This window comes from Actinosynnema sp. NPDC037264, from assembly GCF_055603705.1.
The window spans coordinates 1-25,002 of record NZ_JBVJVK010000061.1; the positions used below are offsets into that span (position 1 = coordinate 1).

The 25,002-nt window shown below is 72.6% G+C and carries 22 protein-coding genes and 1 pseudogene; 7 read left to right on the forward strand and 16 right to left on the reverse strand.

The window, feature by feature from the left end; translation table 11 throughout:
• Positions 1-188: 188 nt before the first annotated feature.
• A complete protein-coding gene (locus ACZ7GX_RS37770) occupies positions 189-371 on the reverse strand; it encodes a CsbD family protein (protein WP_053719160.1) in 183 nt (60 codons plus the stop codon).
• 73 nt (positions 372-444) lie between these two features.
• Between ACZ7GX_RS37770 and ACZ7GX_RS37775 the strand changes: the two genes are divergently transcribed.
• Both ACZ7GX_RS37775 and ACZ7GX_RS37780 read left to right on the forward strand, forming a co-directional pair.
• Positions 445-804 (forward strand): VOC family protein, encoded by a 360-nt coding sequence (locus tag ACZ7GX_RS37775; RefSeq protein ID WP_498784189.1) that lies wholly within the window; start codon positions 445-447, stop codon positions 802-804.
• Positions 805-1,038: 234 nt separating this feature from the next.
• Positions 1,039-1,554: an ANTAR domain-containing protein gene (locus ACZ7GX_RS37780; RefSeq protein ID WP_498784191.1), complete on the forward strand. Its 516-nt coding sequence runs from the start codon at positions 1,039-1,041 to the stop codon at positions 1,552-1,554.
• Here the strand turns inward: ACZ7GX_RS37780 and treZ are convergent.
• The 6 genes from treZ to ACZ7GX_RS37810 all read right to left on the reverse strand — a co-directional run bounded on the left by treZ (position 1,514) and on the right by ACZ7GX_RS37810 (position 11,375).
• A complete protein-coding gene (gene treZ, locus ACZ7GX_RS37785; protein ID WP_498784193.1) occupies positions 1,514-3,259 on the reverse strand; it encodes a malto-oligosyltrehalose trehalohydrolase in 1,746 nt (581 codons plus the stop codon). The genes ACZ7GX_RS37780 and treZ overlap by 41 nt on opposite strands.
• Positions 3,260-3,336: 77 nt before the next feature.
• Positions 3,337-5,535: a malto-oligosyltrehalose synthase gene (gene treY / locus ACZ7GX_RS37790; RefSeq protein ID WP_498784258.1), complete on the reverse strand. Its 2,199-nt coding sequence runs from the start codon at positions 5,533-5,535 to the stop codon at positions 3,337-3,339.
• A gap of 287 nt (positions 5,536-5,822) precedes the next feature.
• Positions 5,823-7,946, reverse strand: coding sequence for a glycogen debranching protein GlgX (glgX, locus tag ACZ7GX_RS37795; protein WP_498784195.1), 2,124 nt, complete (start codon positions 7,944-7,946; stop codon positions 5,823-5,825).
• A 49-nt stretch (positions 7,947-7,995) separates the two neighbouring features.
• Positions 7,996-8,334: a hypothetical protein gene (locus tag ACZ7GX_RS37800; RefSeq protein ID WP_498784197.1), complete on the reverse strand. Its 339-nt coding sequence runs from the start codon at positions 8,332-8,334 to the stop codon at positions 7,996-7,998.
• Positions 8,335-8,422: 88 nt separating this feature from the next.
• On the reverse strand, positions 8,423-10,330 hold the full coding sequence (gene malQ / locus ACZ7GX_RS37805) for a 4-alpha-glucanotransferase (protein WP_498784200.1): 1,908 nt from the start codon (positions 10,328-10,330) through the stop codon (positions 8,423-8,425).
• A 121-nt stretch (positions 10,331-10,451) separates the two neighbouring features.
• Positions 10,452-11,375 carry a LacI family DNA-binding transcriptional regulator gene (locus ACZ7GX_RS37810; protein ID WP_498784260.1) on the reverse strand — a complete coding sequence of 308 codons (924 nt, stop codon included), beginning with the start codon at positions 11,373-11,375 and terminating at the stop codon, positions 10,452-10,454.
• Positions 11,376-11,484: 109 nt separating this feature from the next.
• Between ACZ7GX_RS37810 and ACZ7GX_RS37815 the strand changes: the two genes are divergently transcribed.
• Positions 11,485-11,949 carry a peroxiredoxin gene (locus tag ACZ7GX_RS37815; protein WP_498784202.1) on the forward strand — a complete coding sequence of 155 codons (465 nt, stop codon included), beginning with the start codon at positions 11,485-11,487 and terminating at the stop codon, positions 11,947-11,949.
• 9 nt (positions 11,950-11,958) lie between these two features.
• Here the strand turns inward: ACZ7GX_RS37815 and ACZ7GX_RS37820 are convergent, their stop codons facing one another.
• The 7 genes and pseudogenes from ACZ7GX_RS37820 to ACZ7GX_RS37850 all read right to left on the reverse strand — a co-directional run bounded on the left by ACZ7GX_RS37820 (position 11,959) and on the right by ACZ7GX_RS37850 (position 20,769).
• Complete coding sequence (locus tag ACZ7GX_RS37820; protein ID WP_498784204.1) at positions 11,959-12,540, reverse strand: TetR/AcrR family transcriptional regulator; 582 nt, start codon at positions 12,538-12,540, stop codon at positions 11,959-11,961.
• Between the two features lie 2 nt (positions 12,541-12,542).
• Entirely contained in the window at positions 12,543-13,493 is a 951-nt protein-coding gene (locus ACZ7GX_RS37825) for an LLM class F420-dependent oxidoreductase (RefSeq protein ID WP_498784206.1), read from the reverse strand.
• A gap of 276 nt (positions 13,494-13,769) precedes the next feature.
• Positions 13,770-14,711, reverse strand: a complete 942-nt coding sequence (locus ACZ7GX_RS37830) for a M23 family metallopeptidase (RefSeq protein WP_498784208.1) — start codon at positions 14,709-14,711, stop codon at positions 13,770-13,772.
• A 291-nt stretch (positions 14,712-15,002) separates the two neighbouring features.
• The gene (locus ACZ7GX_RS37835; RefSeq protein WP_498784210.1) at positions 15,003-17,117 is read right to left on the reverse strand and encodes a transglycosylase domain-containing protein; all 2,115 of its coding nucleotides are present in this window, start codon (positions 17,115-17,117) and stop codon (positions 15,003-15,005) included.
• Between the two features lie 430 nt (positions 17,118-17,547).
• On the reverse strand, positions 17,548-18,621 hold the full coding sequence (locus ACZ7GX_RS37840) for a PfkB family carbohydrate kinase (RefSeq protein ID WP_498784212.1): 1,074 nt from the start codon (positions 18,619-18,621) through the stop codon (positions 17,548-17,550).
• 22 nt (positions 18,622-18,643) lie between these two features.
• Positions 18,644-19,342, reverse strand: a complete 699-nt coding sequence (shbA, locus tag ACZ7GX_RS37845) for an RNA polymerase sigma factor ShbA (RefSeq protein WP_498784214.1) — start codon at positions 19,340-19,342, stop codon at positions 18,644-18,646.
• A gap of 178 nt (positions 19,343-19,520) precedes the next feature.
• Positions 19,521-20,769: pseudogene (locus ACZ7GX_RS37850) on the reverse strand (class I SAM-dependent methyltransferase).
• Positions 20,770-20,990: 221 nt separating this feature from the next.
• Between ACZ7GX_RS37850 and ACZ7GX_RS37855 the strand changes: the two are divergent.
• Genes ACZ7GX_RS37855 through ACZ7GX_RS37865 form a run of 3 tightly spaced genes read left to right on the forward strand, consistent with a single transcriptional unit; the run spans position 20,991 to position 22,654 of the window.
• On the forward strand, positions 20,991-21,836 hold the full coding sequence (locus ACZ7GX_RS37855) for an alpha/beta fold hydrolase (protein ID WP_498784216.1): 846 nt from the start codon (positions 20,991-20,993) through the stop codon (positions 21,834-21,836).
• Between the two features lie 37 nt (positions 21,837-21,873).
• Positions 21,874-22,059 carry a helix-turn-helix domain-containing protein gene (locus tag ACZ7GX_RS37860; RefSeq protein WP_498784218.1) on the forward strand — a complete coding sequence of 62 codons (186 nt, stop codon included), beginning with the start codon at positions 21,874-21,876 and terminating at the stop codon, positions 22,057-22,059.
• Positions 22,060-22,063: 4 nt separating this feature from the next.
• A complete protein-coding gene (locus ACZ7GX_RS37865) occupies positions 22,064-22,654 on the forward strand; it encodes a nucleotidyltransferase family protein (RefSeq protein WP_498784220.1) in 591 nt (196 codons plus the stop codon).
• 73 nt (positions 22,655-22,727) lie between these two features.
• Here the strand turns inward: ACZ7GX_RS37865 and ACZ7GX_RS37870 are convergent, their stop codons facing one another.
• Both ACZ7GX_RS37870 and ACZ7GX_RS37875 read right to left on the reverse strand, forming a co-directional pair.
• Positions 22,728-23,351, reverse strand: a complete 624-nt coding sequence (locus ACZ7GX_RS37870; protein WP_498784222.1) for a hypothetical protein — start codon at positions 23,349-23,351, stop codon at positions 22,728-22,730.
• A gap of 22 nt (positions 23,352-23,373) precedes the next feature.
• The gene (locus ACZ7GX_RS37875; RefSeq protein ID WP_498784224.1) at positions 23,374-24,192 is read right to left on the reverse strand and encodes a lysozyme; all 819 of its coding nucleotides are present in this window, start codon (positions 24,190-24,192) and stop codon (positions 23,374-23,376) included.
• 303 nt (positions 24,193-24,495) lie between these two features.
• On the opposite strand from ACZ7GX_RS37875, the gene ACZ7GX_RS37880 reads away from it, so the two are divergent.
• The gene (locus ACZ7GX_RS37880; protein WP_498784226.1) at positions 24,496-24,885 is read left to right on the forward strand and encodes a hypothetical protein; all 390 of its coding nucleotides are present in this window, start codon (positions 24,496-24,498) and stop codon (positions 24,883-24,885) included.
• Positions 24,886-25,002 lie beyond the last annotated feature (117 nt).

Below are 25,002 nucleotides of genomic sequence, written 5' to 3' on the forward strand. Positions count from 1 at the left end.
TTCCTCCCTTTCCTCCGGTCTCCCCCCCCCCCACCCCCACCCCCCTCCCCCCCTCCCCCCCTCCCACCCCTTCTTTGTTCCCTTCCTCCCCCCCCCCCCCCCCCCCCCCCCCCCCCCCCCCACGGCGCAGCGCCGCCAGGTCCGCGCCCTCGGGCACGAACCCGGCGGCGCTGGAGGTGCCGGTGCGACTAGCGGTCGTCGCCACGGAAGGCGTCCTTGACCTTCTCCCCCGCCTGCTTCAGCGAGCCCTTGGCCTTCTCGGCGCGGCCCTCGGCCTGCCACTGCTCGTTGTCGGTGGCGTCGCCGACCGCTTCCTTCGCCCGGCCCTTGAGTTCCTCGGCCTTGTTGCTGACCTTGTCGTCGGTCCCCATGACCGTTCCTCTCGTCGGGACTTCTCCGTCCCCCGACGGATACCCGTCGCCCGAACGGGGAAACTCCGACGGCATGACCGCACGCATCCTCGCCATTGCCGTCGACTGCCCGTCCAAGCTGGTCAGCGTCGTGGAGGACTTCTGGTGCACGGCACTGGGGTACCGCGTCGAACGCCGCTGGAAAGACCCGAAAGGGGTCGAGTACACCGAGTTGAGGGGCGCCGGTCCGATGCTCGTGCTACAGCCCGTCACGGAGCCGAAGCAGGCCAAGAACCGGCTGCACCTCGACCTCGCCGCCGACGGCGACCGCGACGAGGAGGTGGCACGGCTCACCGGCCTCGGCGCGCGCGTGGTCGACGCCGACCCGGCACTGCCGTGGGTGGTGTGCGCCGACCCGGCGGGCAACGAGTTCTGCGTGCTGCCGCCGAGCTGAAACCCGCCGCGCGCCACGCGGAAAACCCCTGCCAGTTGCACCGCGCCACCCGTCCTCTACTACGGTGATCGTCTACGCGGTTGAAAAGCCAGCCGCAAGCCACCCGGCGCCCGCGAGGGCACCAGGGTCAGCGAGAGCTGTCGGGCTTGCCGGGTGCTGGCACCCGCGTGTCCGGACGCTCTCGCACCGCTGGCCTGGCTGACCGGTACCGACGTGCGAGAGAGGAGCCCGACCGTGGTCGGGGACAACGGGCGTGACGATTCGCTGACCGCGCGGATCGCCAGCCTCGAGGCCGAGATCGTGGGACTGCGCAAAGCGGTGCAGACGCGCACTGTGATCGGGCAGGCCACCGGCCTGATATCCGCGGTGCAGGGCTGCACGCCCCAGGAGGGGTTCCAGCTGCTCGTGCGGATGTCGCAGCACCACAACGTGAAGCTGCACACGATCGCGCTGAAGCTGCTCGACCTCTCCACCGAGCTCGGACCGCGGCAGGCCGTGCGCGCCGTCCACGCGTCCGCCGAGGCCGAACCCGAGCCCGGCGACGGCCAGGTCGCCGCCGCCGAGTGGCCCGGTGTCGAGGTGGTGAACGCGGCACGCGGGCTGGTCGCGGCCTACGACGCGGCCCAGCACTCCGGCGACGACCGGCCGGAGGTGCGAAGACAGCTGGCCGACCAGGTCGAGTCGGCCGGTCGGCTGTTGGCCGAGAAGCTCACCGAGGTCGGCTGGCTCGTCCCCGACCAGGGTGCGTGACCGACGCGCCGTCGACGACGGCGAAGGAGTCGGCGGGCAGGTGCACCGCCTGCCCGTCCACTTCCACCTCCGCCGACGCGAGCAGCACCTCGCCCGCCTCGACGTCGAGCCGCACCACGGCGTCCTCCCCGAGGTTGCACAGCACCCGCAGCGAACCCCGGTGCAGCACGAGCACCGAGCCCTCCTCGCGCACCGCGAACCGGTCCAGCCGCGGGTCCGCGAGCTCCGGGCGCGACCGGCGCAGCGCGATCAACGCCCGGTAGAGGTCGAGCAGCTCCCGGTGGCCGGGCTCGGACACCTCGTCCCAGCGCAGCGTCGACCGCCGCACGGTCTCCGGGTCGATCGGGTCGGGCACCTCGGACTCGCCCCACCCGTGCCGGCCGAACTCCCGCCGCCGCCCCGTGCGCACGGCCTCGGCCAGCTCCGGGTCCGGGAACGACGCGAAGAACTGCCAGGGCGTGCTCGCCGCCCACTCCTCGCCCATGAAGATCATCGGCGTGTACGGGGAGCAGAGCACGATCGCCGCGCCCACCGCCTGCCGCCGCCACGGCACCGTCGCCGACAGCCGGTCGCCGGTGGCGCGATTGCCGACCTGGTCGTGGTTCTGCAGGTAGGCGAGGAACCGGTGGCCGGGCAGCCGGTCGCGGTCCACCGGACGGCCGTGGCGCCTGCCCCGGAACGACGACCACGTGCCCGCGTGGAGGAACACCTCGCGCAGCGTCCTGCCCAGCGCGCCCTCGAAGTCCGGGTAGTAGCCGAACGTCTCGCCGCTCAACGCCACGTGCAGCGCGTGGTGCAGGTCGTCGTCCCACTGGGCGTGCAGGCCGTAGCCGCCGCCTTCCCGCGCGGTGACGAGCTTGGCGTCGTTCAGGTCCGACTCGGCGATCAACGTCAGCGGCCGGCGCACGGCGGCCGACAGGGCGTCCACCTCGACGGCCAGCTGTTCCAGCAGGTGCAGCGCGCTGCGGTCCACGAGGGCGTGCACGGCGTCCAGCCGCAGCCCGTCCACGTGGAAGTCGCGCAGCCAGCCCACCGCGTTGTCGATCACGTAGCGGCGGACCTCGTCGGCGCCCTCGCCGTCGAGGTTCAGGCCCGGTCCCCAGTCGTTGCTGCCCGCGAAGTACGGCCCGAACCGGTCCAGGTACGCGCCGGAGGGCCCGAGGTGGTTGTAGACCACGTCCAGCAGCACGGCCAGGCCCCGCGCGTGGCAGGCGTCCACGAACCGCTTGAACCCGTCCGGCCCGCCGTACGGCTCGTGCGCCGCGCCCCACAGCACGCCGTCGTAGCCCCAGCCCGCCGTGCCGTCGAACGAGTTCACCGGCATCACCTCGACGTGCGTGACGCCGAGGTCGACCAGGTGGTCCAGCCGCCGCACCGCGCCGTCGAACGTGCCGGCGGACGTGAACGTGCCGATGTGCAGCTCGTAGACCACCGCGCCGGGCAACGCGCGCCCGGTCCACGCCTGGTCGGTCCACTCGAACGCCGCGTGGTCGTAGACCCGGGACGTCCCGTGCACGCCGTCCGGCTGCCACCGCGACCGCGGGTCGGGCAGCACGTCGTCGGAGTCGCCCAGGAGGAACCCGTAGTCGACCCCCTCGGCGTCCGAGTGCCACCACCCGCCGTCACCGGCCGTCATCTCGTGGTCCCGACCGTCGACCCGCACCCGGACGCGCTCGTGCGCCGGCGCCCACACCGCGAAACCCACAGCTCTCCTCAGTCCGTGCGTCGGCCCAGCCGACCCAGTCCGCTCGTCGGCCCAGCCGACTCGATCCGTCCGCCGGCTCAGTCCGCGACCAGCAGCGCCACCGGGTAGCGGTCCAGCAGGTCCGCCAGTCGAGGGGCGGCCGGGCGGGAGGTGAGCACGTCGGTCCACTCCCCCGGCGGCAGCGGCAGCACCGCGTCGCCCCAGCCACCCGCGTTCGCCAATCCCACCGGAAGCCGGGTGGCCACCGCGACCAGCCCGGTCCGCTCGAACGCGACTACGTGCGGTGCGGCCGGCCCCGACGCCGCCAGCGGCCGGTAGCCGCGGAACAGCTCGGGCCGTTCCCGGCGCAACCGCAACGCGCGCTGCACGACGAGCAGCTTGGCCGCGCCCGAGTCGTCCACGTCCGGCAGCCAGCCGTCCTCGATCCGCGCCAGCAGCCGTCGACGCACGTCGTAGTCCACGGGTCGGCGGTTGTCCGGGTCGACCAGCGACAGGTCCCACAGCTCGGTGCCCTGGTACACGTCGGGCACGCCGGGCGCGGTGAGCTGCACGAGCTTCTGCCCCAGCGCGTTGGACCAGCCCGGCGCGACGATCCGCTCCACGAACGACGCCACCTCGGCCGCCACCGGACCGGACAGCACCTGCTCCGGCCACGCCGCCACGGCCGCCTCGAACGCCTCGTCGTGGTCGACCCAGGTGGTGCGGACCTTCGACTCCTTGGCCGCCTTGTCCAGGTAGGCGCTCATCCGCTCGGCGGTGATGGGCCACGCGCCGACCAGCGACTGCCACGCCAGCATGTTCAACGACGGCTCGTCGATCGGGTGCGCGGCGGTCCACCGGCGCACGAGCTCGCCGAACTCCTGCGGCAGCTCGGCCAGCACCGCGAGCCGGGCCCGGACGTCCTCGGAGCGTTTCGTGTCGTGCGTCGACAACGCCGTCATCGCCGCGGGCGAGCCCGCTTCACGTGCCGCCGCACGCGCGTGGAACTCGGTGGGCGGCACCCCGAACCGGTCCGGCGCGCCGCCGACCTCGTTGAGCGCCACGAAGCGGGTGTACCGGTAGAACGCGGTGTCCTCGGTGCCCTTGGCGACGACCATGCCGGACGTCTGCTGGATGCGCGTGGCCAGCTCGCCCTGCGGCTCGGCCCGCACCTGCCGGTCCAGCGCCCGCACCGCCGGCGACGTCGCCGCGGTCACCGCCGCCGTCCACGCGTCCAGCCCTTCGGGCAGGTAGGAGCGGTAGACGGGGAAGTTGACCATGACCTCGGCGACGGCCCGTTCGGCCTCCGCCGGGTCGGCGTCGCGCACCAGCGCCGCGATCCGGCGGACCTCCGCGCGCAGGATCGTGCGGGTGACCAGCTCGCGGCACTCGTGCTCGACGGCGGCGAAGTCGGTGGGCACGCCGAACTCCTCGGCCAGCGCGGTGAACGCCGCCTCGCCCGCCGGGTCCACGAACAGCCCGCACACCTCGCGCAGCGCGTCATAGCCCGTGGTGCCGTCGACCGGCCAGCTCACGGGCAGCCGCTCGTCCGCGCCGAGGATCTTCTCCACCACCAGCCACACGCCGGCGCGCTCCCGGAGCCGCCGCGCGTACCCGCCGGGGTCGGCCAGGCCGTCGGGGTGGTCGACCCGCAGGCCGGTCACCTCGCCCGCCGCGACCCACCGCAGCACCTCGCCGTGGGTCGCGTCGAACACCTCGGGGTCCTCGACCCGCACCGCGGCCAACGTGGTGATGTCGAAGAACCGCCGGTAGTTCAGCTCGGTGTTGCCGCGCCGCCAGAACACCAGCCGGTAGTGCTCGTGCTCCTCCTCCGACGCCTCGTCGCCGGCGAACGGCAGCAGCAGCGGCCCGGAGTCCCAGTCGACGTCGAAGAACTTCGCGTACCGCGACCCCCGGCCGTGCCGGAGCACGTCCCACCACCACCGGTTGACGTCGTCGTGGCCTACCGCCATGTGGTTGGGCACGATGTCGAGCACGAACCCGAGCCCGGCCCGCCGGAGCGCCTTGTGCAGCGCCACCCGCCCCGACTCGCCGCCGAGCTCCTCGCGGGCCCGGGTCGGGTCGACCACGTCGTAGCCGTGCGTGGAGCCGGGCACGGCCTCCAGCACGGGCGAGGCGTACAGCGCGCCGACGCCCAGCGCGTCGAGGTAGTCGACCACGGCCTCCGCCTCGGCGAAGGTGAAGTCGGGCGTGAACTGGATCCGGTAGGTCGACGCCGGCGCCGCCCCGACCGCATCGCTGCGCAGGCGTCCCCCCTGGGGGTCCCCTGCTTCGATTTTACCGGCGGGGTCCGACAATTCCGGCGGTTCCGGGCGGTCCGGCCGGTCCGACAGGTCCGGCGGATTCGGCGGTCCCGACAGGTCCGGCGGTTGGGGCAGTTCCGGAAGGGCCGACGGTTGGGGCGGTTCCGGAAGGGCCGACGGTTGGGGCGGTTCCGGAAGGGCCGACGGTTGGGGCGGTTCCGGAAGGGCCGACGGTTGGGGCGGTTTCGGCGGTTCCGAGAGCTTCGGCGGGCCCGACAGGTCCGGCGGCTCAGAGAGCTTCGGCGGTTCAGGCAGCTCCGTCACTCCTGCTCCAGCCGTTGCAGCACGACCAGCGACCGCGCGACCAGCGTGAGCGTGCCGCCACCGGCGACCACCTCGCCCTGCTCGGGCGGCGTCACCTCGCCCGTCGCCGTGTCGATCACGACCGTCCACCTCGCGCCGTAGCCCTCCTCGGGCAGGGTGACCTCGATGTCCTCGTGGTGCGCGTTGAACGCGAGCAGGAACGAGTCGTCCAGCACCCGCATCCCCCTCGGGTCGAGGTCGGGGATGCCTTCGCCGTTGAGGAACACCACGACGCAGCGGCCGAAGTCGTCGCCCCAGTTCTGCTCCGTCATCTCTTCACCCGAAGGTGTGAACCAGGCGATGTCGCGGAGCTCGTCGCCCTTGCGGATCGGCTTGCCCTGGAAGAACCGGCGCCGCCGCAGCACGGGGTGCTGCCTGCGGAACTCGGTCAACGCCGAGGTGAACTCGACCAGGTCCCGGTTCTTCTCCGCCAGCGTCCAGTCCACCCAGGACAGCTCGTTGTCCTGGCAGTAGGCGTTGTTGTTGCCCTGCTGCGTCCGCCCCAGCTCGTCGCCGTGCAGCAGCATCGGCACGCCCTGCGAGAGCAGCGTCGTGGCCAGCAGGTTGCGCCGCTGCCTGGCCCTCAGCTCGTTCACCTCGGGGTCGTCGGTCGGCCCCTCGACCCCGCAGTTCCAGGACCGGTTGTCGTCCGCGCCGTCACGGCCGTCCTCACCGTTGGCCGCGTTGTGCTTCTCGTTGTACGACACGAGGTCGTTGAGCGTGAACCCGTCGTGCGCGGTGACGAAGTTGACCGACGCGTACGGCCGCCGGCCGTCGTCCTGGTACAGGTCCGACGACCCGGTGATGCGGGAGGCGAACTCGCCCAGCGTGGCCGGCTCGCCGCGCCAGAAGTCGCGCACGGTGTCGCGGTACTTGCCGTTCCACTCCGTCCACAACGGCGGGAAGTTGCCGACCTGGTAACCACCCGGGCCGACGTCCCACGGCTCGGCGATCAGCTTCACCTGCGAGACCACCGGGTCCTGCTGCACCAGGTCGAAGAACGTCGACAGCCGGTCGACGTCGTAGAACTCGCGGGCCAGGGTGGCGGCCAGGTCGAACCGGAACCCGTCCACGCGCATCTCGGTCACCCAGTACCGCAGCGAGTCCATGATCAGCTGCAACGTGTGCGGGCTGCGCACGTTCAGCGAGTTCCCGGTGCCGGTGTAGTCGGTGTAGAACTGCGGCTCGTCGTCCACCAGCCGGTAGTACGCCTGGTTGTCGATGCCGCGCATGGACACCGTGGGACCGAGGTGGTTGCCCTCGGCGGTGTGGTTGTAGACCACGTCGAGGATGACCTCGATGCCCGCCTCGTGCAGGGCGCGCACCATGCCCTTGAACTCCTGCACCTGGTTCGCCGACTCCGGCATCGCCGCGTAACCGGAGTGCGGCGCGAAGAACCCGATGGTGTTGTAGCCCCAGTAGTTGCGGAGGCCTTTCTCCACCAGCCCGTGATCGGTGATGAAGTGGTGCACCGGCATGAGTTCGAGCGCCGTGACGCCGAGCCCCTTGAGGTGGTCGATCACCACGGGGTGAGCCAGACCCGCGTACGTGCCGCGCAACCGTTGCGGCACTTCGGGGTGCTGCATGGTCAGGCCGCGCACGTGCGCCTCGTAGACGACCGACTCGTTGTACGGCGTCTTCGGCGGCCGGTCGTTCGCCCAGTCGAAGAACGGGTTGACCACGACCGACAGCGGCACGTGGCCCGCCGAGTCGAGGTCGTTGCGCGCGTCCGGGTCGCCGAACCGGTACCCGAACAGCGACTCGTCCCAGTCGACGTCGCCGGTGATCGCCTTGGCGTACGGGTCGATCAGCAGCTTGTTCGGGTTGCAGCGCAGGCCGCGCTCCGGGTCGTGCGGTCCGTGCACGCGGTAGCCGTACTTCTGCCCGGGGCCGACGCCGAGGAGGTAGCCGTGGTGCACGAAGCCGTCCACCTCGGGCAGCCGCACGCGCGTCTCGGCGCCGTCGTCGTCGAACAGGCACAGCTCGACGTAGTCCGCGACCTCCGAGAAGAGGGTGAAGTTGGTGCCGACGCCGTCGTAGGAGGCGCCGAGCGGGTAGGGGGTTCCGGGCCAGGGCCGCACAGGGTTTCCTCCGGACGAACTGGAACGAGCCGATCCGTACCGTTCTAGGTCACGTCCGGCCGGCGTGCGACCTGACGAGCTCGCCGCGCGCGGCGACGAGGAGCAGCCTCGCTTCCTGCAGCTCGCCGTAGCGAAGGTGCTCGCAGGCGGCCTCGGCGCAGGCCACCGCCTGGGTAAGCGCGTCGTCCGACCCGGCGTCGGTGCGCCTCAGGGCGTCCTTCAAGGACTCTTCGGCGGCCCGGACCCCGGCGAGCGGGTCGGCCAGGTTCGACGGCCGGACGTCCACCAGGACCTTCTCGACGGCCGCCTCCAGGACGCCCACCGGACTGCTCTGGGGAACCATCTGCTCGGGCACGAGCCCGGTGCGGGACATCAAGTCGGTGTTCACGGGTGACTGCCACCTCCAACCATGGCGCGGGTGACTGGCTGACGATACTCCGCGGCCGGGCCGCGCGCTGTGACGTGCACGTTGCGCTTCACCGCGCACCGGACCCGCCCGCCGCGGACGGGCGGGAGCCCGCCAGCGCGCCCGCCACCCGCCGCACGCCCGGGTCGTCGAACAGGTCGGCGAGCGCCAGGGGCAGCGGGATGCGCCAGTTCGGGTACTGGTCTGTGGTGCCCGGCAGGTTCGGCTGGCGCGTCTCGCCCAGCGCGTCCTGCGGCGATGTCAGCACGAGCACGGAACGGACCTTCGCGAGCAGAGCGTGGAACCCGGTAACCAAGTCATCGGCAGGCACACCTTCCTGCTTGAGGAGTTCGAGCAACTCGGCCCGCTCTCGCTCGGCTGCTTGATATTCCCCGTCCACCGGCCCGTCAAACTGCCCCAGCTCGGCTCGCACCCGAACGTGTTCGGCGGCGAGGAACCCGGCCACCGTCGGCAGGTCGTGGGTGGAGATGCTCGCCATCGCCGACGCGGTCCACTTCTCCGGCGGGATGAGCGGGTGGTCCGGCAGGTCGTACTCGCGCTGGAACCACAGCACGGCCGAGCTGAGCATCCCGTGCTCGTGCAACGCCTCGGTGACCTTCGGCTCCACCGTGCCCAGGTCCTCGCCCACGACGACGGCGCCCGCCCGGTGCGCCTCCAGCGTCAGCACGGCGAGCATCGCGTCCGGGTCGTAGTGGACGTACGTGCCGCGCCCGGGCGCCTCGCCCGGCGGGATCCACCACAGCCGCCACAGGCCCGCGACGTGGTCGATGCGGATGCCGTCCGCGTGCCGCAGCACGCTGCGCACCACGGCCCGGAACGGCTCGTAGCCCTGCTCGGCGAGCCGGTCGGGCCGCCACGGCGGCAGGCCCCAGTCCTGGCCGAGGCGGCTGAACGCGTCCGGCGGCGCGCCGACCGTGACGTCCGCGGCGAACGCGTCCCGCACCGCCCACGTGTCCGCGCCGCCGGGGTGCACGCCGACCGGCAGGTCGTGCACGACGCCGACGGGCATGCCCGCGTCGCGCGCGGCCCGGCGCGCGGCGGCAAGTTGCTGCTCGCACAGCTCCTGCAACCACGCGTGGAACGCCACCCGTTCGGGGTCGGCGGTGGCCGTGGCCGGGTCGCGCTGCGCCGGCGGCCACTCGCGCCAGTCGGGGCCGTGCGCCTCGGCCAGCGCGCAGAACCGGGCGAAGTCCAGCAGGTCGCCCTCGGGCGCGCGGTGCTCCTCGTGCCGCCAGAGCAGTTCGAGCGCCTTGGCCTTGGCGGTCCACACGGCGTCGTAGTCGATCAGTTCGGTGTCGTTGGGCGGGCACAGCGCGTCGATCTCCGCGCGGGTCGCGGCGTCGGCGGCCCGGTAGGCCGGGATGTCGGAGATCCGCAGGTAGAGCGGGTTGGCGAAGCGGCGGCTCGACGGCGAGTAGGGCGAGCGCTCCACCGGCAGGGTGGGGCTGATCGCCTGCACCGGGTTGACCAGCAGCACGCCCGCGCCGAGCTCGGTCGCGCTGCGCCGGGCCAGGGTCGCCAGGTCGGCGTAGTCGCCCATGCCCCACGACTGCGCCGAGCGCATCGCGTAGAGCTGGAGCATCCAACCCCACGCCCGGGGGACGGGCGGGAGCTTGCGCGGCGCGACGATCACGGTCCGCGCACCGAGCCGGTGGTAGCCGAGCGGCAGCGCGGCGGGCAGCTCGACCCGGCCGCCGTCCTCCAGCTCGACCGTGCGGGTTCCTTCCGGGCCGCTCTCGTCCAGCACCTCGCCCTCGCGCAGGACGACCGTGCTCGGGGGTGGTTTCGGCGCGGCGAGCGCGCGTCGCACCGCCTCCGGCGTCGAGGCGTCCACGTCCAGCTGCGCGAGCACCGCGACGACCACGTCGGGGTCGACGTCCGCTCGGCGTTGGTTGGCGTCCTCGTAGTGGGTGGCCACGCCGTGGGCCTCGGCCAGTGCCGCGAGCTCGTCGTCCACGTCGGACAGCTTCGCCTTCCCCGTCGGTTCGAATCCAGACCGGTGACAGGTGGTCACCCGAAGGTTGCAGGAGGTTGCCCGTGGTTGATAACCCAGCCGAGTGACGTCCAAACCTCGACGGTCACACTTCGCGCGCCGGACCGGTCGACTCGCGCACCACGAGCCGCACCGACGGCGGCTCGGTCTCGTCCCGCTCGCCGCGCAACCGGGTCAGCAGCACCTCGACGGCGTGCTCGCCGCGCTCGCGCCACGCGCCCTCCACCGCCGTCATGCCGACGGCGCGCGCCAGGTCCGTGCCCTCCAGGCTGACGATCGACACGTCGCCGGGCACGTCGCGCCCGTCGCGGCGCAGCCGCAGGAACACGCCGAGCGCCACCTCGCCGCTCGTGCTGATCACCGCGGACGGCAGGCGCTCGCCGTCCAGCAGCGCGTCCACCACCTGCTCGCCGCCCGCCACCGTCGAGGACGACCACAGCGTCCACTCCGGACGGAGTGCCAGGCCCCGCTCGAGGAGCACCTCGTCGTAGGACTCGTCGATGTCGCCGGCGAGGACCAGCGCGACGTCCCGGTGGCCCACCGCGGTGAGGTGGCCGACGGCCAGTCGCAGCGCCTCGCGCAGGTCGTCGTCCCACACCGCGACCACGGGCACGTCCAGGCCCGCCAGCGCGGCGTCCTCGGCGTCGGTGAGGTTGACCGCCAGCGCCAGCACGCCGTCGACCCGCCGGGCCAGCGGCAGCTCCTCGAAGAACCGCTCGCGCGCCTCGTCGTCGCGCAGCACGTAGAGCAGCACGTCGTACCCGGCCTGCCGCAACGCGCCCTCAGCGCCCGCGAGCAGGTCGCCGCGGCCGACGTCGGCCGTGAGCACCGCGACGGCGTACCGGCGCCCGCCCGCGAGGCTGGAGGCGTCCCGGGCGATCGCGTACCGCATGCGCTTGGCGACCTCGGTGACGTACCGGCGGGTCGCGTCGGACACGCCGGGCTCGCCGCGCAGCGCGCGCGACACCGTCGCCGCGGACACACCGGCGGCCCGCGCCACGTCGGACATGCTCGTCAACTCACACCTCCCGGCCTGGTACGAGATTAGCGAGAACCGTACGGTTGCCTCGTCGCGAGCACCCTGCGAGACGTGATCGACACCCTGCGGAAGGACTGCCATGAAGGCCGGCGACCAGGCACCCGACTTCACCCTGCCCGACCAGGACGGCACGTCGCGCGCGCTGTCCGACCTGCTCGCCGACGGGCCGGTGGTGCTGTTCTTCTACCCCGCCGCGATGACCTCCGGGTGCACCGCGGAGAGCTGCCACTTCCGCGACCTGGCGACCGAGTTCGCCCAGGTCGGGGCGCAGCGGGTGGGCATCAGCCCGGACTCCGTGCAGCGGCAGAACCAGTTCGCCGCCCTGCACGACTTCGACTACCCGCTGCTGTCGGACGTCGACGGCGAGGTGGCCGCGGCGTTCGGCGTGAAGCGCCGCTTCGGCCCGCTGCCCGTGAAGCGGCACACGTTCGTCATCGACACCGACTGCACCGTGATCGAAGTCATCAAATCCGAGTTCGCCATGAACGCGCACGCCGACAAGGCGCTGACCGCGCTGCGCGAACGGGCCAACCGCGCGGGCTGACCCCCGCCGTCACGGCCGCAGCCCGGCGAGCACGAAGTCGGCGATCTCGGCGCCGAGCCGCGCCGGCGACTTGGGCCCGTCCGGCCGGTACCAGGTCGGCAGCTGGTTGACCACGCCCAGCGCGATCAGGACCACCGTGTCGGCGGGCACGGCCGAGCCGAACTCGCCGTCCCGCTGGGCCTGCTCGACCACCGACCGGAACGTCTCGTGGTAGCGCCGCCGCTCGGACCGGAAGGCGGCCATCCGGTCCGCGTCGAGCCGGTGCATCTCGCGCACGAACACCGCGGTCTCGTCCACGCTGTCGGCCGTCGTCTCGACCAGGCTGACCACGATCCGCCGCACCGTGGTGGCCGCGTCCAGCCCGGCCGCCACGATCGCGTCGAGGTCCGCCATCTGCCGCCCGATCAGGGAGCGGTAGATCTCGAACAGCAGGTCGTCCTTGGAGCCGAAGTAGTGGTAGAGCGCGCCCTTGGTGACCGAGGCGGCCTCGACGACCTCCTGCACGGTCGTCGCGTCGAACCCCTTGGCGGCGAACAACCGCACGGCCGCGCCCACGATCCGCTCGGGCGTCGCCCCGGTCCGCCGCGCCACGGTCAGGCCCCCGGCGCCAGCGCGCGCACCAGGTCGAACTGGTCCGCGCCGGTGGGCAGCAGGGCGATGACGGGCGTGTCGACGCCGTTGGACGCGTATTTGGCCACGCGCGCGCGGCACTCGTCCACGCTGCCGTGCACGATCAGCGCGTCCACCACCTCGTCCGGGATGAGCGCGGCGGCGCCACGCCGGTCGCCGGACGCCCACGCCTCGTGCATCGGGCGCAGCGCCTCGCCCCGGCCGAGCCAGTCGTGGAACGCCGCGTAGACGGGGACGGTCAGGTAGGTGCTGATCAGCATGCGGCCCAGCGCGCGGGCGGCGTCGGCGTCCTCGGTCGGGCACACGAAGATCCGGGCGGCCAGCTCGCCGCCGCTCATCTCGGCGCGCACCTTGGGCACGTCGTCGGCGGCGAGCCAGTTCGTGATGGCGCCGTCGGCCTCGCGGCCGGCCAGCCGCAGCATCCCGGGGCGCAGCGCGGCCAGCATGATCGGCACCGGCTGCTCGGGCGCGCGCTCCAGCTTGAAGCCGCGCACGGCGAACGTCTCGTACTCCTCGGACACCTTCTCGCCCGCCAGCGCGGCCTTGAGGAACCGCAGCGTGTCCCGGGTGCGCTTGAACGGCTCGCTGAACGGCACGCCGTTCCACCGCTCGACGATCGCGGGCGAGGACGACCCGATGCCCAGCACGAACCGCCCGCCGGACACCTCGGCCAGCGTCGCGGCGGTCATGGCCAGCGTCGCCGGCCCGCGCGTGTAGACGGGCGCGATGGCGGTGCCGAGCCGGACGCGGTCGGACCACTGCGCGGCGAGCGCCAGCGGCGTGAACGCGTCGGTGCCCGCGGTCTCGGCCGACCACACGTCGGTGTAGCCGAGCTCGGCGAGTTCGGCCACCAGCGCGCGGTGGTCGAGCACCGGCACGCCCGTCAGCGGCAGGGTGATTCCCCAACGACCCACGATCGCCTCCCTGAAGGTGTCCGGCCGCCACCGTACCTCAGGTACCGACCAGTCGGTATGCCATGGCCGCACGGCCGGGTGACGCAGCACACGTGCCACCCACCCCCGGGTCGGGTACCCGGACGGTGCGCAGACCGCCCCGAACGCCGTTCTGCCCCGCCGGACTGAGCCCGGCGGGGCAGAACGTGGTACGCGCCGACAAGCCCGTCGTGCGTGGCCCTGGCGCGGGGTTCGCGCGTGTCTAGCGTCAGCGCGCTTGCCGCGGTGCGCGAGGTCTCAGAGGGAGATGCCGCGCTCGCCCAGCCAGCCGACCGGGTCGATCTTCTGCGAGCCGTTGATCCACACCTCGAAGTGCAGGTGGGGTCCGGTGGACTGGCCGCGGTTGCCCATGGTGGCGATCTGCTGGCCCGCGTGGACCTGCTGACCGGCCGACACGAGGGTCTCGTTGACGTGGCCGTAGACGGTGATGGTGCCGTCGTTGTGCTGCACGCGCACCCACAGGCCGAAGCCGGACGCCGGGCCCGCCTCGACCACGACGCCGTCCATCGCGGACAGGATCGGGGTGCCGATGGAGTTCGCGATGTCCACGCCGTAGTGCGTCGTGCCCCAGCGGGCGCCGAAGCCGGACGTGAACGAGCCCTCGGCGGGCTTGGCGACCGTCGGACGCCGTGCCGCGGCGGCAGCGGCCTCCTCGGCGGCCTTCTGCTCGGCCGCCCGGGCCTGCTCCTCGGCGATCCGGGCGTTCTCGGCGTCGACGCGGGCCTGCTCGGCCGCCGCGGCCTCCTGCTGCCGCTTCTGCTCGGCCTGCCGGGCGACGAAGCCCTCGGACGCGTGGCGGATCGCCTGGTCGACGTGCTGCCGGACGAGGAGCCCTTCGGAGCGCATCAGCTTCGCCGCCTCGAACGCGGGGTCGACGGCGTGCACCGTGCGGACGTCGGCCTGTCGGGGTGCCGAGCTGTGGACGAGCGCCGCCGCCAGGTCCGAGCTGGCGCCGACCGGGAGGAACCGGGTGTCGCCACCGTCGAACCCGCCGCCGGCGGCGCCCACGCCGGTGGCGAGGGCGCCTGCCGCGACCACTGCGGCCGCGACCCGGCCACTGACGGGCTTCCGATCGCACTCGGCGCGATGGGAGCGGTTGCGGGACGGGGTGCGGGGCGCGAGGAACGCGCGTCGACCGTCCGCTTTCGTGTGCCGTGCCAAGGTAGTGCCTTCCTGCATCGGGGAGCACGGCCCGGCCACAGGGACACCTGGCGGGGGATCCAGGCTGGCGGCGCCTTCGGGGAGCGACGCCGTGTCCCTATGGTGACCGAACCGTGACATGCGGCGGGGACCGTAACCCGATGTAACAAGAAAGGGCAAGCCTCAGCACTACGACTAGTGCTTTTTGGTGACACACCCCACTGATCGTCACACTGCGTGTTCGAGTAACCGTAAGTTCCGTATCAGGCCGTTATAAAAGCCCAGGTCAGAGGCAACTTTGGGCGTGACGTAACCCGTGACGAAGGTCGACTACCGGTAGCGCGGGTTCACCGGCGGCAGGTCGGCCGGGGGCTTGCCCTCGTGGATCACCCGCATGGCGTTGAACCACGTCGGCGCAGCCACCTGACCACCGTAAACACCGCCGGCGTCGTTCGTGCCGCACAGCCTCGGCGGGGTGCCGTTGCAGATCACCTGCGGCGCCACCCCATCGGTGAACGTCATGACCGCCCCGGCGAACTGCGGAGTGGCGCCCATGAACGCCACGGACCAGTGGTTCTCGGTGGTGCCGGTCTTGCCGATCATCGGCCGGTTCCAGCCGGACGCCGCGCCCGCCGCCGTGCCGCCGGGCTTGGTGTCCGCGCTCATGCCGACGGCCAGCGCGTTCGCCACCTCGGGCGCGACGGCCTGGTCGCACGGCGCTTCCTTCAGCTGCACGGGCCGGCCGTTGCGGTCGACGACCTTCTCCACCGGCGTCGGCGGGCACCACTTGCCGCCGCTCACGATCGTCGCCGCGACGTTCGACAGCTCCAGCACGCTGGTCGGGCCCGCGCCGAGGGTGAACGAGCCGCTGTTGTCCCGCTTGTAGACGTCGCCCTGGGACGGGCCGTTGGAGCCGTCGGCCTTGAGCGGGTCGCCGCGCCAGTCGACGCCCTGCATCGACTCGCGCAACCCGAGCCGGTAGGCCATGTCGACCACGTTGTTCAGCCCGGCCTTCTCCTCCAGGATGATGAACGCGGTGTTCGGCGACTGGGCCAGCGCCTCGGTCAAGGTCATCTTTTCCTTGTAGTCGCCCGCGTTCTTGACCGTGTAGGGCTTGCTGCCGTCCTTGTAGACCTTCGAGGTGTAGGTCTTCGGCACGTCGATCTGCTTGTCGATGCCCGTGACGCCGCGCTCCAGCGCCGACGCGGCGGTGAACACCTTGTAGATCGAGCCCGCGCCGAACTTGGTCACCTCGGCGGGGATGGAGTAGGCGCTCTGCCCGGCGTCGGCGTTGTTGCCGAAGTCGCGGTTGGCGGCCAGCGCGCGCACCCGGTGCTTGTCCGCGCCCGGCTCCACCACGGCCATCGCGTTGGCGATGCCCGGCTGGGTCTTGGGCACCTGCGCCATGGCCGCGTCCTTGGCCGCGCGGGTCGCGACCGGGTCCATCGTGGTGGTGATCGTGTACCCGCCGCGCAGCAGCTCCTCGGTCGGGAGGCCCGCCTTCTCCAGGTAGTCGACCAGGTAGCGGCAGAAGAAGCCGTAGACCGGGCCGTCGCCCGCGCCGACGCAGCCGTTGGGCAGCAGCTTCAGGTCGGGGACGACGCCGATGTCGGTGGCCTTGTACTCGGCGGCCTTCTCGTCGGCGACCTTCGCGTCGGGGCCGAACGCGCCGTTGTCGCGCATCCGGTCGATCACGGTGTTGCGGCGCTTGATCGCGGCGTCCACGTCGGAGCCCGGGTTGAGCCTGCTCGGCTCGTTGACCAGGCCGGCGAGCATCGCGGCCTGCGGCACGGTCAGCTTGTCCGGGGTGGTGTCGAAGTAGGTGCGGGCGGCCGCGCCGACGCCGAACGCGCCGTTGCCGAACGGGACGACGTTGAGGTAGGCGGTGAGGATCTCGTCCTTGCTCATCTTCTGCTCGAGCTGGGTGGCGATCCGGGCCTCGCTGATCTTGCGGCCCAACGTCACCTCGGTCGCCTTCTCGTAAGCCTCCTCCGAGCCCTTGCCGACCACGAAGGCGAGGTAGTTCTTCACGTACTGCTGGGTCAGGGTCGAGGCGCCCTGGGTGGTCTCGCCGTCGACGCCCGCCTTGGCGGCGGCACGGGCGATGCCCTGCCAGTCCACGCCCTTGTGCTCGAAGAACCGCTTGTCCTCGATCGCGATGATCGCGGCCTTCATCGTGTCCGCGATGCCCTCGGACGGCACGGGCACCCGGTACTGGTCGTAGAGGTAGGCGATCGGCTGGCCGTGCATGTCCAGCACGGTCGTCACGAGGGGCAGCTCGGCCTTGGTCAACTCACCGGAGGTCTGGTCCACCGTGTCCGCGGCCCGGTTGGACGCCAGGCCGAGACCCCCGACCACCGGGAACAGCACCGCCGCGACGAGCACGCCCGCCATCAGGCACAACCCCACCAACTTGACCAGACCTGTCGCGCGCGCGGCGAACACCGACCAGCAACCCCTTCCACAACCCCGCGGGAACCCCCACTGACTAAGTCGCACGAAGAGCACCGCGGGTTGCTCCGCGAGGAGCAGAAGTTTCGGGCGCGATCTTCGACGACGGTTGTCGAAGTTACTCCTGCCCACCGGAGCCCGTGGTCAAACCCCACTGGGCCGGACGGCGGAGCCCGCCAGGCACCGCGAGGTGATCAGCCTCACGCCCACCCGGCGGCACGCCCACCCCGTCGGCGCCGGGTCCGATCGGTGCGGCGACAGGTCCATGATCGAACAGGTGTTCGCCGCCGACAAGATCACGATCGGGTGGTTCCGGCGGGCTTTCCGGCGTGTCGGCGGCGGTGCTCGGTCGGCGGTCCTCAGTCGGCAGCGGCAAGGCAGCGGCGGGCGGTCCGGCGGTGGCGGGCGACGCGGGTGGTGGTGGTCAGTCGGAGGCGCGTAGGCGGATGGTTGCGCTGGCCCGGCGGACCTCGACCCCCGCGTGGTTCGGCAGCACGTCCTCCAGGAAGCCGTAGCCCTTGAGCTCCTCGTCCGGCCGCCGCGACACCGTCCGCCACCACGTGGCGATGTCCACCCACCCCGGCGCCGAGAGCGACCCGCCGAAGTGCTGCACCGACAGCGCGGCGCACAGGTTCGCGAACCGCACCCGGTCCGCCAGCGGCCAGCCCGACAAGGTCCCGAGCACGAACCCGGCGCCGAACACGTCCCCCGCGCCGGTCGAGTCCAGCGGCGCGACGTTCAGCCCCGGCACGTCCACCACCTCCCCGGTGGCCGAGTCGACCGCCACCGCTCCCCCACCACCCCGCGTCACCACCACCACGGGCACGTGCTCGGCCAACGCCATCGCAGCGCGCTCAGGCGTGTCGCTGCGCGTGTACCGCTGGGCCTCGGCGTCGTTGGGCAGGAACACGTCGTAGTGCTCCAGCCGCCGCAGCAGCTCGGGCGCCCACAGCTCGGTCCGGTCCCACCCGATGTCGGCGAACAGCAGCGCACCCTGCTCCTTCGACTGGGTCACCCACCGCTCGTCCTCGGCGCCCACGTGCACGAAGCACGCCCGCGTCCGCGGCGGCGGGTTCAGGATCTCGTCGGCCGACACCGGCGGCCGGTGGCCGTGCGTCACCATCGACCGGTCGCGGTCCATCGCCATGGAGACGGTCACCGGCGAGTGCCAGCCGTAGTACCGGCGGCAGTAGGTGAGGTCGACGCCCTCCTGCTCGGCCAGGACCTCCCAGCAGAAGTCGCCGTAGGCGTCCTCGCCGAACGCGGCGGACAGCGCGGTCCGCAGTTGCAGCCTGCTCAGCGCCACGGCGAGGTTGGCGATGCCGCCCGGGCACGACCCGAGCCCCTCGGCCCAGACCTCGGTGCCCGGCGCGGGCGGCCGGGGCAGGCCGGTGAAGATGATGTCGAGGAACACCGTCCCGGACAGCAGCACGTCGAACACCGGTTCCGACGCGGGGGGTGAAGCCGACGGAGTCACGAGCGGAGGCGTGGCGGCCATGACCCAACGATGCCAGGCCGGGTCAGCCGTCGACAGCCGCGAACATCTCGCGCATTCGGGCCAGCGCACGGTGCTGCGCGACGCGCACCGCGCCGGCGGTCGAGCCGACGGCCGCCGCCGTCTCCTCCGCCGACAACCCCACCGCGACCCTGAGCACCAGGATCTCCCGCTGCCGCTCCGGCAGCTTCTGCAGCAGCTGCGCGACGTGGCCGATCAGCTCACCCGTCATGGCCCGCTGCTCCGGCCCGGCCTCCAGGGTCGGCGTGTCCGGCAGCTCGGGCACGACTTCGGCCCGGCTGCGCACCGCGCGTCTTCGCGCGTCGGCCACCTTGTGCGCGGCGATCCCGTACACGAAGGCCAGGAACGAGCCCGGCTCGTAGCGGTACGTGCCCAGCGCCGACACCACGGCCAGGCAGACCTCCTGGGCGATGTCCTCCGCCGAGACGAGCGTGCGCTCCCTCGACCCGACCCTGGCCCGGCAGTAGCGCAGCACCAGCGGCTGGATGCGCGCCAGGAGCTGGCCGATCGCGCGCGGCTCCCCGAGCAGCGCCTCGTCGACCAGCTCGGACAGCTCGGCCTCCGCCAGCCACTGGGCGGTCACCTGTCGCGGGCCCTCGCCGACGACCAGCCTGACCTCGGGCCGACCGGGCACGTCAGCGGCGTAGCGGACCGCGCCGACCCCCACCTCGACGTCGGCCCGCACGGACGCTTGCTGCACCATCCGGCGACCTCCTCACCCTCTGTCGGACCTCCGGCCATCCCGGCTCACTGATGAGGAGCACGCAGCGGGGCTCCTGATACCGCACAGGCCAAAGCCGACCACGATCCGACGCAGCGTGGTCAGGACAGCACCCGACCGTGACGGCGGACGAGCCGTTCGGCCCAGTGACGGTGATCGGCTACTTCACCGCGGCGAACTGGCGGACACCCAGGTAGCCCACCCGGAAGCCCGCTTCGGAGTAGGCCAGGTAGAACTCCCACATCCGCCGGAACGTCTCGTCGAAGCCGAGCGAGGCCACCTCGTCCCACCGGGACACCGAACCGCTCCCGCCACCGGCGCAGGGTCTCGGCGTAGTCGCGGCCGAACTCGCGGCTGTCGACCACCCGCATCGAGGTGTGCTCGCGCACGGCGTCCTCGATCGCCCGGACGGACGGGATCAGGCCGCCGGGGAAGATGTACTTGTGCATCCAGGTGTAGCTGGACGCGCTCGCGAGCATCCGGTCGTGCGGCATGGTGATGGACTGCAGCCCGAACCGGCCGCCGGGGGCCAGCGCCCGGTCGACCGCGGCGAAGTAGGCGGGCCAGTGCTCCGCGCCCACGGCCTCGATCATCTCGACCGACACCACCGCGTCGTACCGGCCGCGTTCCTCCCGGTAGTCACGCAGGTGGACGGTGACGCGGTCGCCGACACCGGCCTCCTCCGCCCGCCGCACGGCCAGCGCGCGTTGCTCGGCGGAGAGGGTCAGGGAGGTCACGGTCGCGCCGCGCCGCGCGGCCCGGATGGCCAGCGCGCCCCAGCCGGTGCCGATCTCCAGCACCCGGCTGCCCGCGCGCACGCCCGCGTAGTCCAGCACGCCGTCGATCTTGCGCAGCTGCGCGTCGGCCAGCGTGCCGCCGGAGCCGTCGAACCAGGCCGACGAGTAGGTCATCGTGTCGTCGAGGAACACCCGGAACAGGTCGTTGGACAGGTCGTAGTGCCGGTGGACGTTCCGCCGCGCGTTGACGACGTCGTTGCCGTCGGAGGCGGGGTGGCGGCGTTCGACCCAGCGGCGCAGCGGCTGCAGCCCCGGCGGGATCAGGGTGGTCAGCTTCGCCGCGAACGCGGTCAGCAGGTCGGCGAGCGCGGTGGACGTCCAGTCGCCGACCATGTACCCCTCGCCGAACCCGATCTTGACGTCCACGCCGAGCCGGCGGAAGAACGCCTCGGGCCGGTGCACGCGCAGGTCGGGCGCGCCCGGACCGCCAGCGCCGAGCACCTGCCCGCCGGGCAGCAGCACGCGCACCGGCAACGCGCGCACGGCGCGGCGGAACAGGACCTCGGCGATCCGCGCCCGCACGACGGACCGGGGCGGGCTCCACAGGCCGGGCCAGACGCCCTCGCCCGGGCGGGGCAGGTCGAGGGGACGCCGGCTGGTTCTGGGCATCATGTCGGCCACTCCTGGGGCTGCCGGCGCGCGGTGCCCACAACGCCGTGGATCGCCGGCGGCCGTCGGACGGGTGGTGGCGCCGGCCCACGCGTGGCCGGCGCCCTTTCATGGTGGCACCGCCGGTGGTGCGGGCAAGTCGGTGCCGGAGCGGCGGCCCGGCGCGACTTCGGCCCGCCACCGCGCGCGAGAATGCGCACCGGAACACGTGGACCGGTCGAGTGATGGGACTGAAGATCACCGTGATCGAACAGCTGAGCGTGCGGACCGACGAGGGCGACTTCGACGCGATCGCGGCAGGCCCCGAGGACGGCCGGCCGGTGTTGCTGCTGCACGGCTTCCCGGAGGCCGCCGTCGAGTGGGAGCACCAGGTGGCGGTGCTCGGCCGCGAGGGTTTCCGCGCGGTGGCGTTCGACCAGCGCGGCTACTCCCCCGGCGTGCGGCCGGAGCGGGCGGCCGAGTACGGCGTCGACGCGCTGGTCGGCGACGTGCTGGCGGTGGCGGACTCGTTCGGCTGGTCGACCTTCGACCTGGTCGGCCACGACTGGGGCGGCGCGGTGGCGTGGTGGACCGCGGCCGAGCACCCCGAACGGGTGCGGAAGCTCGCCGTGGTGTCCACGCCGCACCCCGGCGCGTTCGCCGAGGCCCTGCGCACCGACGAGGACCAGCACCTGCGGTCCGGGTACATGACCGACTGGCGCAACGGCGGCACCGAGCAGCGGATGCTGGCCGACGACGGCGCGGCGCTGCGGCAGATGTTCGAGTGGCGGGTGCCGCCGAGCCGGGTGGACGAGTACGTGCGGCGGCTGTCCGAGCCGGGCGCGCTGACGGCCGCGCTGAACTGGTACCGCGCCGGGCGTCCGGGCGGCAAGGCCGGGAAGGTGTCCGTGCCCACGATGTACGTGTGGAGCACCGAGGACGTGGCGTTCGGGTCGACGGCGGCGTTGAGCACCGGCGACTGGGTCACCGGCCCGTACCGGTTCGAGATGCTGGAGGACGTGTCGCACTGGGTGCCGGAAGAGGCGCCGGAGGCGTTGACGGCACTCCTTTTGGAGCATCTCGCGTCCTGATTGAACCGCTGCCGCGCCGCCGCACGTGTTCTCGCGTATGACGGAGTTGACCTACTCGGAGCGCAGGGTCGCGACCCTCGCCGCGTGTGGCCACAGCAACCGGGCGATCGCGATGCGGTTGCACATCACCGTGAGCACGGTGGAACAGCACCTGACCAGGGTCTACCGCAAGCTGGCGGTGGCCAGCCGGGCGGAGTTGAGGGGGCACGAGGCCCTAGTGTGACCGCATGCCGGTCGCGGGGTTGCTGCTCGCCGCGGGCGCCGGGCGGCGGTTCGGCGGGCCCAAGGCGCTGGTGACGCACGGCGGCGTGCTGTGGGTCGACCGGGCAGCGGCGGTGCTGCGGGACGCCGGGTGCGCGCCGGTCGTCGTGGTGCTCGGCGCCTCGGCGTCGTCCGTGCGCGCGAGGGCCGCGCTGGACGGCTGCGTCGTGGTGGACAACCCCGACTGGGCCACTGGCATGGGCTCGTCGCTGCGCGCCGGGCTGGCCGCGCTGACCGGTGGCGAGGTCGGTGCGGTCGTCGACGCAGTGGTCGACGCGGTGGTCGTGCTGCCGGTGGACACGCCGGGCGTCACGGTGGCGGCGGTCGAGCGCTTGGGGGCGTTGGCGTCGCCGACGGCGCTGGCGCGTGCCTCGTACGGCGGCGCGCCCGGCCACCCCGTGCTGCTCGGCTCGGCGCACTGGGCGGCGGTGGCCGCGTCGGCGGTCGGTGACGCGGGCGCGCGGGACTACCTGCGGGCGCACGGTGCGCTGGACGTGCCGTGCGGCGACGTGGCCGACGGCGACGACGTGGACCACCCGCGCGACCTGCCCCGGTGAAGCGCGCCGCGCCCGGGTCGGCTTCTCCGTGCCGGGCCGCTCGCGGTGGCGGTCGGGCGCGGCGGCAGTTCCTTCAGGCCGACGTCGGGCGTTGCTCCTCGGCGTCCGGCTGCACGACGGGCAGCGGGCCGGAGATGATGCGCGGCATCGGCACGTCGAGCGGCGGCTCGGTGTCCGCGGTCCAGCGGTCCGGCCCGTCCACGTGGGTCGCGAGCAGGGCACGTGCCTCCGCGGTCGCCTCCTGCACGATCTCGCGGGCGCGCTGCTCGGCCTCGGCCAGCCGCCGTTGCGTCTCCTGCTCGGTCTCGTCGAGCAGCACGGCCTGCTGCCGCGCCACCTCCTCGGCCCGCTTGAGCATCTGCTCGCTGCGCTCCCGCGCGTCGGTCTCGAAGGCGTCCGCCTTCTGCCTGGCCACGTGCATCAGGTAGCGGATGCAGCCGGACACCGCGTTGTCCTTCGCGTAACCCGCGTGCAGCACCCGGTACTCGCCGAGCTCGCTGCGCGCGTCCTCCAGCTCCCGCATCAGGTCGTCGGCGGTGGCCACGGCGCCGTCCCGGTCCGTCCGCAGCACCTCCAGCTCCTCCCGCAGGCGGGCCAGCTCCCACCTGGTGCGGATCAGCTCCTCGTCCACTTGTCGCCGGTCGTAGCCGCGCCACCGCACGGGGAAGGGCGTGCCCTGGGACTTGTCGATGTGCATGGCTGCCGCCGTTCCGGACGACTCAGCCCCGGGCCAGCGCCACGAGGTCGTCCATGGTGCCGTTGAACAGGTTCTGGTCGATCGGGGTCGACGTGTGCTGCCAGATCGCGTGCGCCGACCAGCGGTGCGGCAGCGGGCCCACGCTGTCGGCGTAGCGGGCCACCCACACCGGGTTCGTCGCGGTGAAGTCACCGAGGCGGCCCGTGCACAGGTCCCACCACGTGGTGGACGTGTAGATCACCGGCCAGCGGCCGGTGCGGAAGTGGTAGGTGTCGCTGAACTGGCGGATCCAGGCCACCATCGCCTCGGGCGCGAGGCCGTAGCACTTGTCGTCGCCGTACGGGTTGTACTCGACGTCGAGGGCGCCGGGCAGCGTGCTGCCGTCGGCGGCCCAGCCGCCGCCGTGGTCGACGAAGTAGTTCGCCTGCGCCGCGCCGTCGGACTTGTCGGGCAGCGCGAAGTGGTACGCGCCGCGGACCATGCCCACCTGGTGCGAGCCGCCGTACTGCTGGCCGTAGTTCGGGTTGACGTAACCGGTGCCTTCGGTGGCCTTGACGTAGGCGAACCGCATCCCCTGGTTCCACCAGTGCGGCCAGTCGACGTCGCCCTGGTGGCTGCTCACGTCCATGCCGGGGACGGTCGGGCCGGTGAGCACGAGTTCGTCCGCGTCGACCGGGTTCGCGCCCTCGTGCTTGGCGATCTGCGAGCCCGCGGCGTGGTCGGCGGGGTCCTCCGCGCCCGGCTCCGCCCCGGTCGCCGGCACGTGCAGGGCGGCGAGGCAGGCGAGCACCACCGCCGACGCGGTCGCGAGGGACGGCCACTTGTGGGATCGCGCCGGCATTGGACTTCCTCCCCGTCACCCCGCCTCGGCGGAGCCGTGCTCGACTCGGCGACTCGCGGCGGCTCGGCGCCGGCTCGCGGCCGTGGCTTTCTGCTCGAACGGCTACCACCGCTGGTGCCCGGACAACCTGAAGAAGTCGTTTACACCTGAACGAATGACAGAAGCCGTCTTTCGCGGCACGCCACGTGATCGAATGGTGTGCGTGGGTGACGATCAATTCGTCGACCGCCGGGGAAAGCCGGCATGAAGTTCCACTTCCGGGGGCACTCACCCGGTGAGCGCGACGCACAGAAGGTGAGAACCATGACCTCGACCTCAGTGGATTGGGAGCCGTTCATCGAGTCACTGCACGAGGCGGCCGGCCTGTGGGACCGCGGCCTCGCGTGCCGGGCCAGTCGACAGCAGGTCGACGAGGACGTCGACGCCGACCCGCCGCGGGTCGTGCCGATCACCGAGGCCGAGGCGGAACGGCTGATGAGGGCCGTGGCGTTCCTCGCGCGGCGGCTCAGCGTGGCCGCCGAGTGCGTCGTCTACGTGACCGCCGAGTCGAGGCTGGAACCCACCGAGGGCGATCCGGGGGCGCAGGCCGACGCGCTGTCGCTGACCGCGCTGCACGCCGCCGCGATGCGGCACGCGGCCGACCTCGCCAGCGCCGCCTTCAACCGCTCCGACGCCCACTACGACGTGGCGTAGCACCACCGTGCGTAGAATCGTCCACGAACGGGTGAACAATGCGGTGTTAAACGTCGGACCGCGATTGTCCAGACGTTGCGGTGAACCCGACTCCGCGGTGTTTCCGCCGCCCGTCCG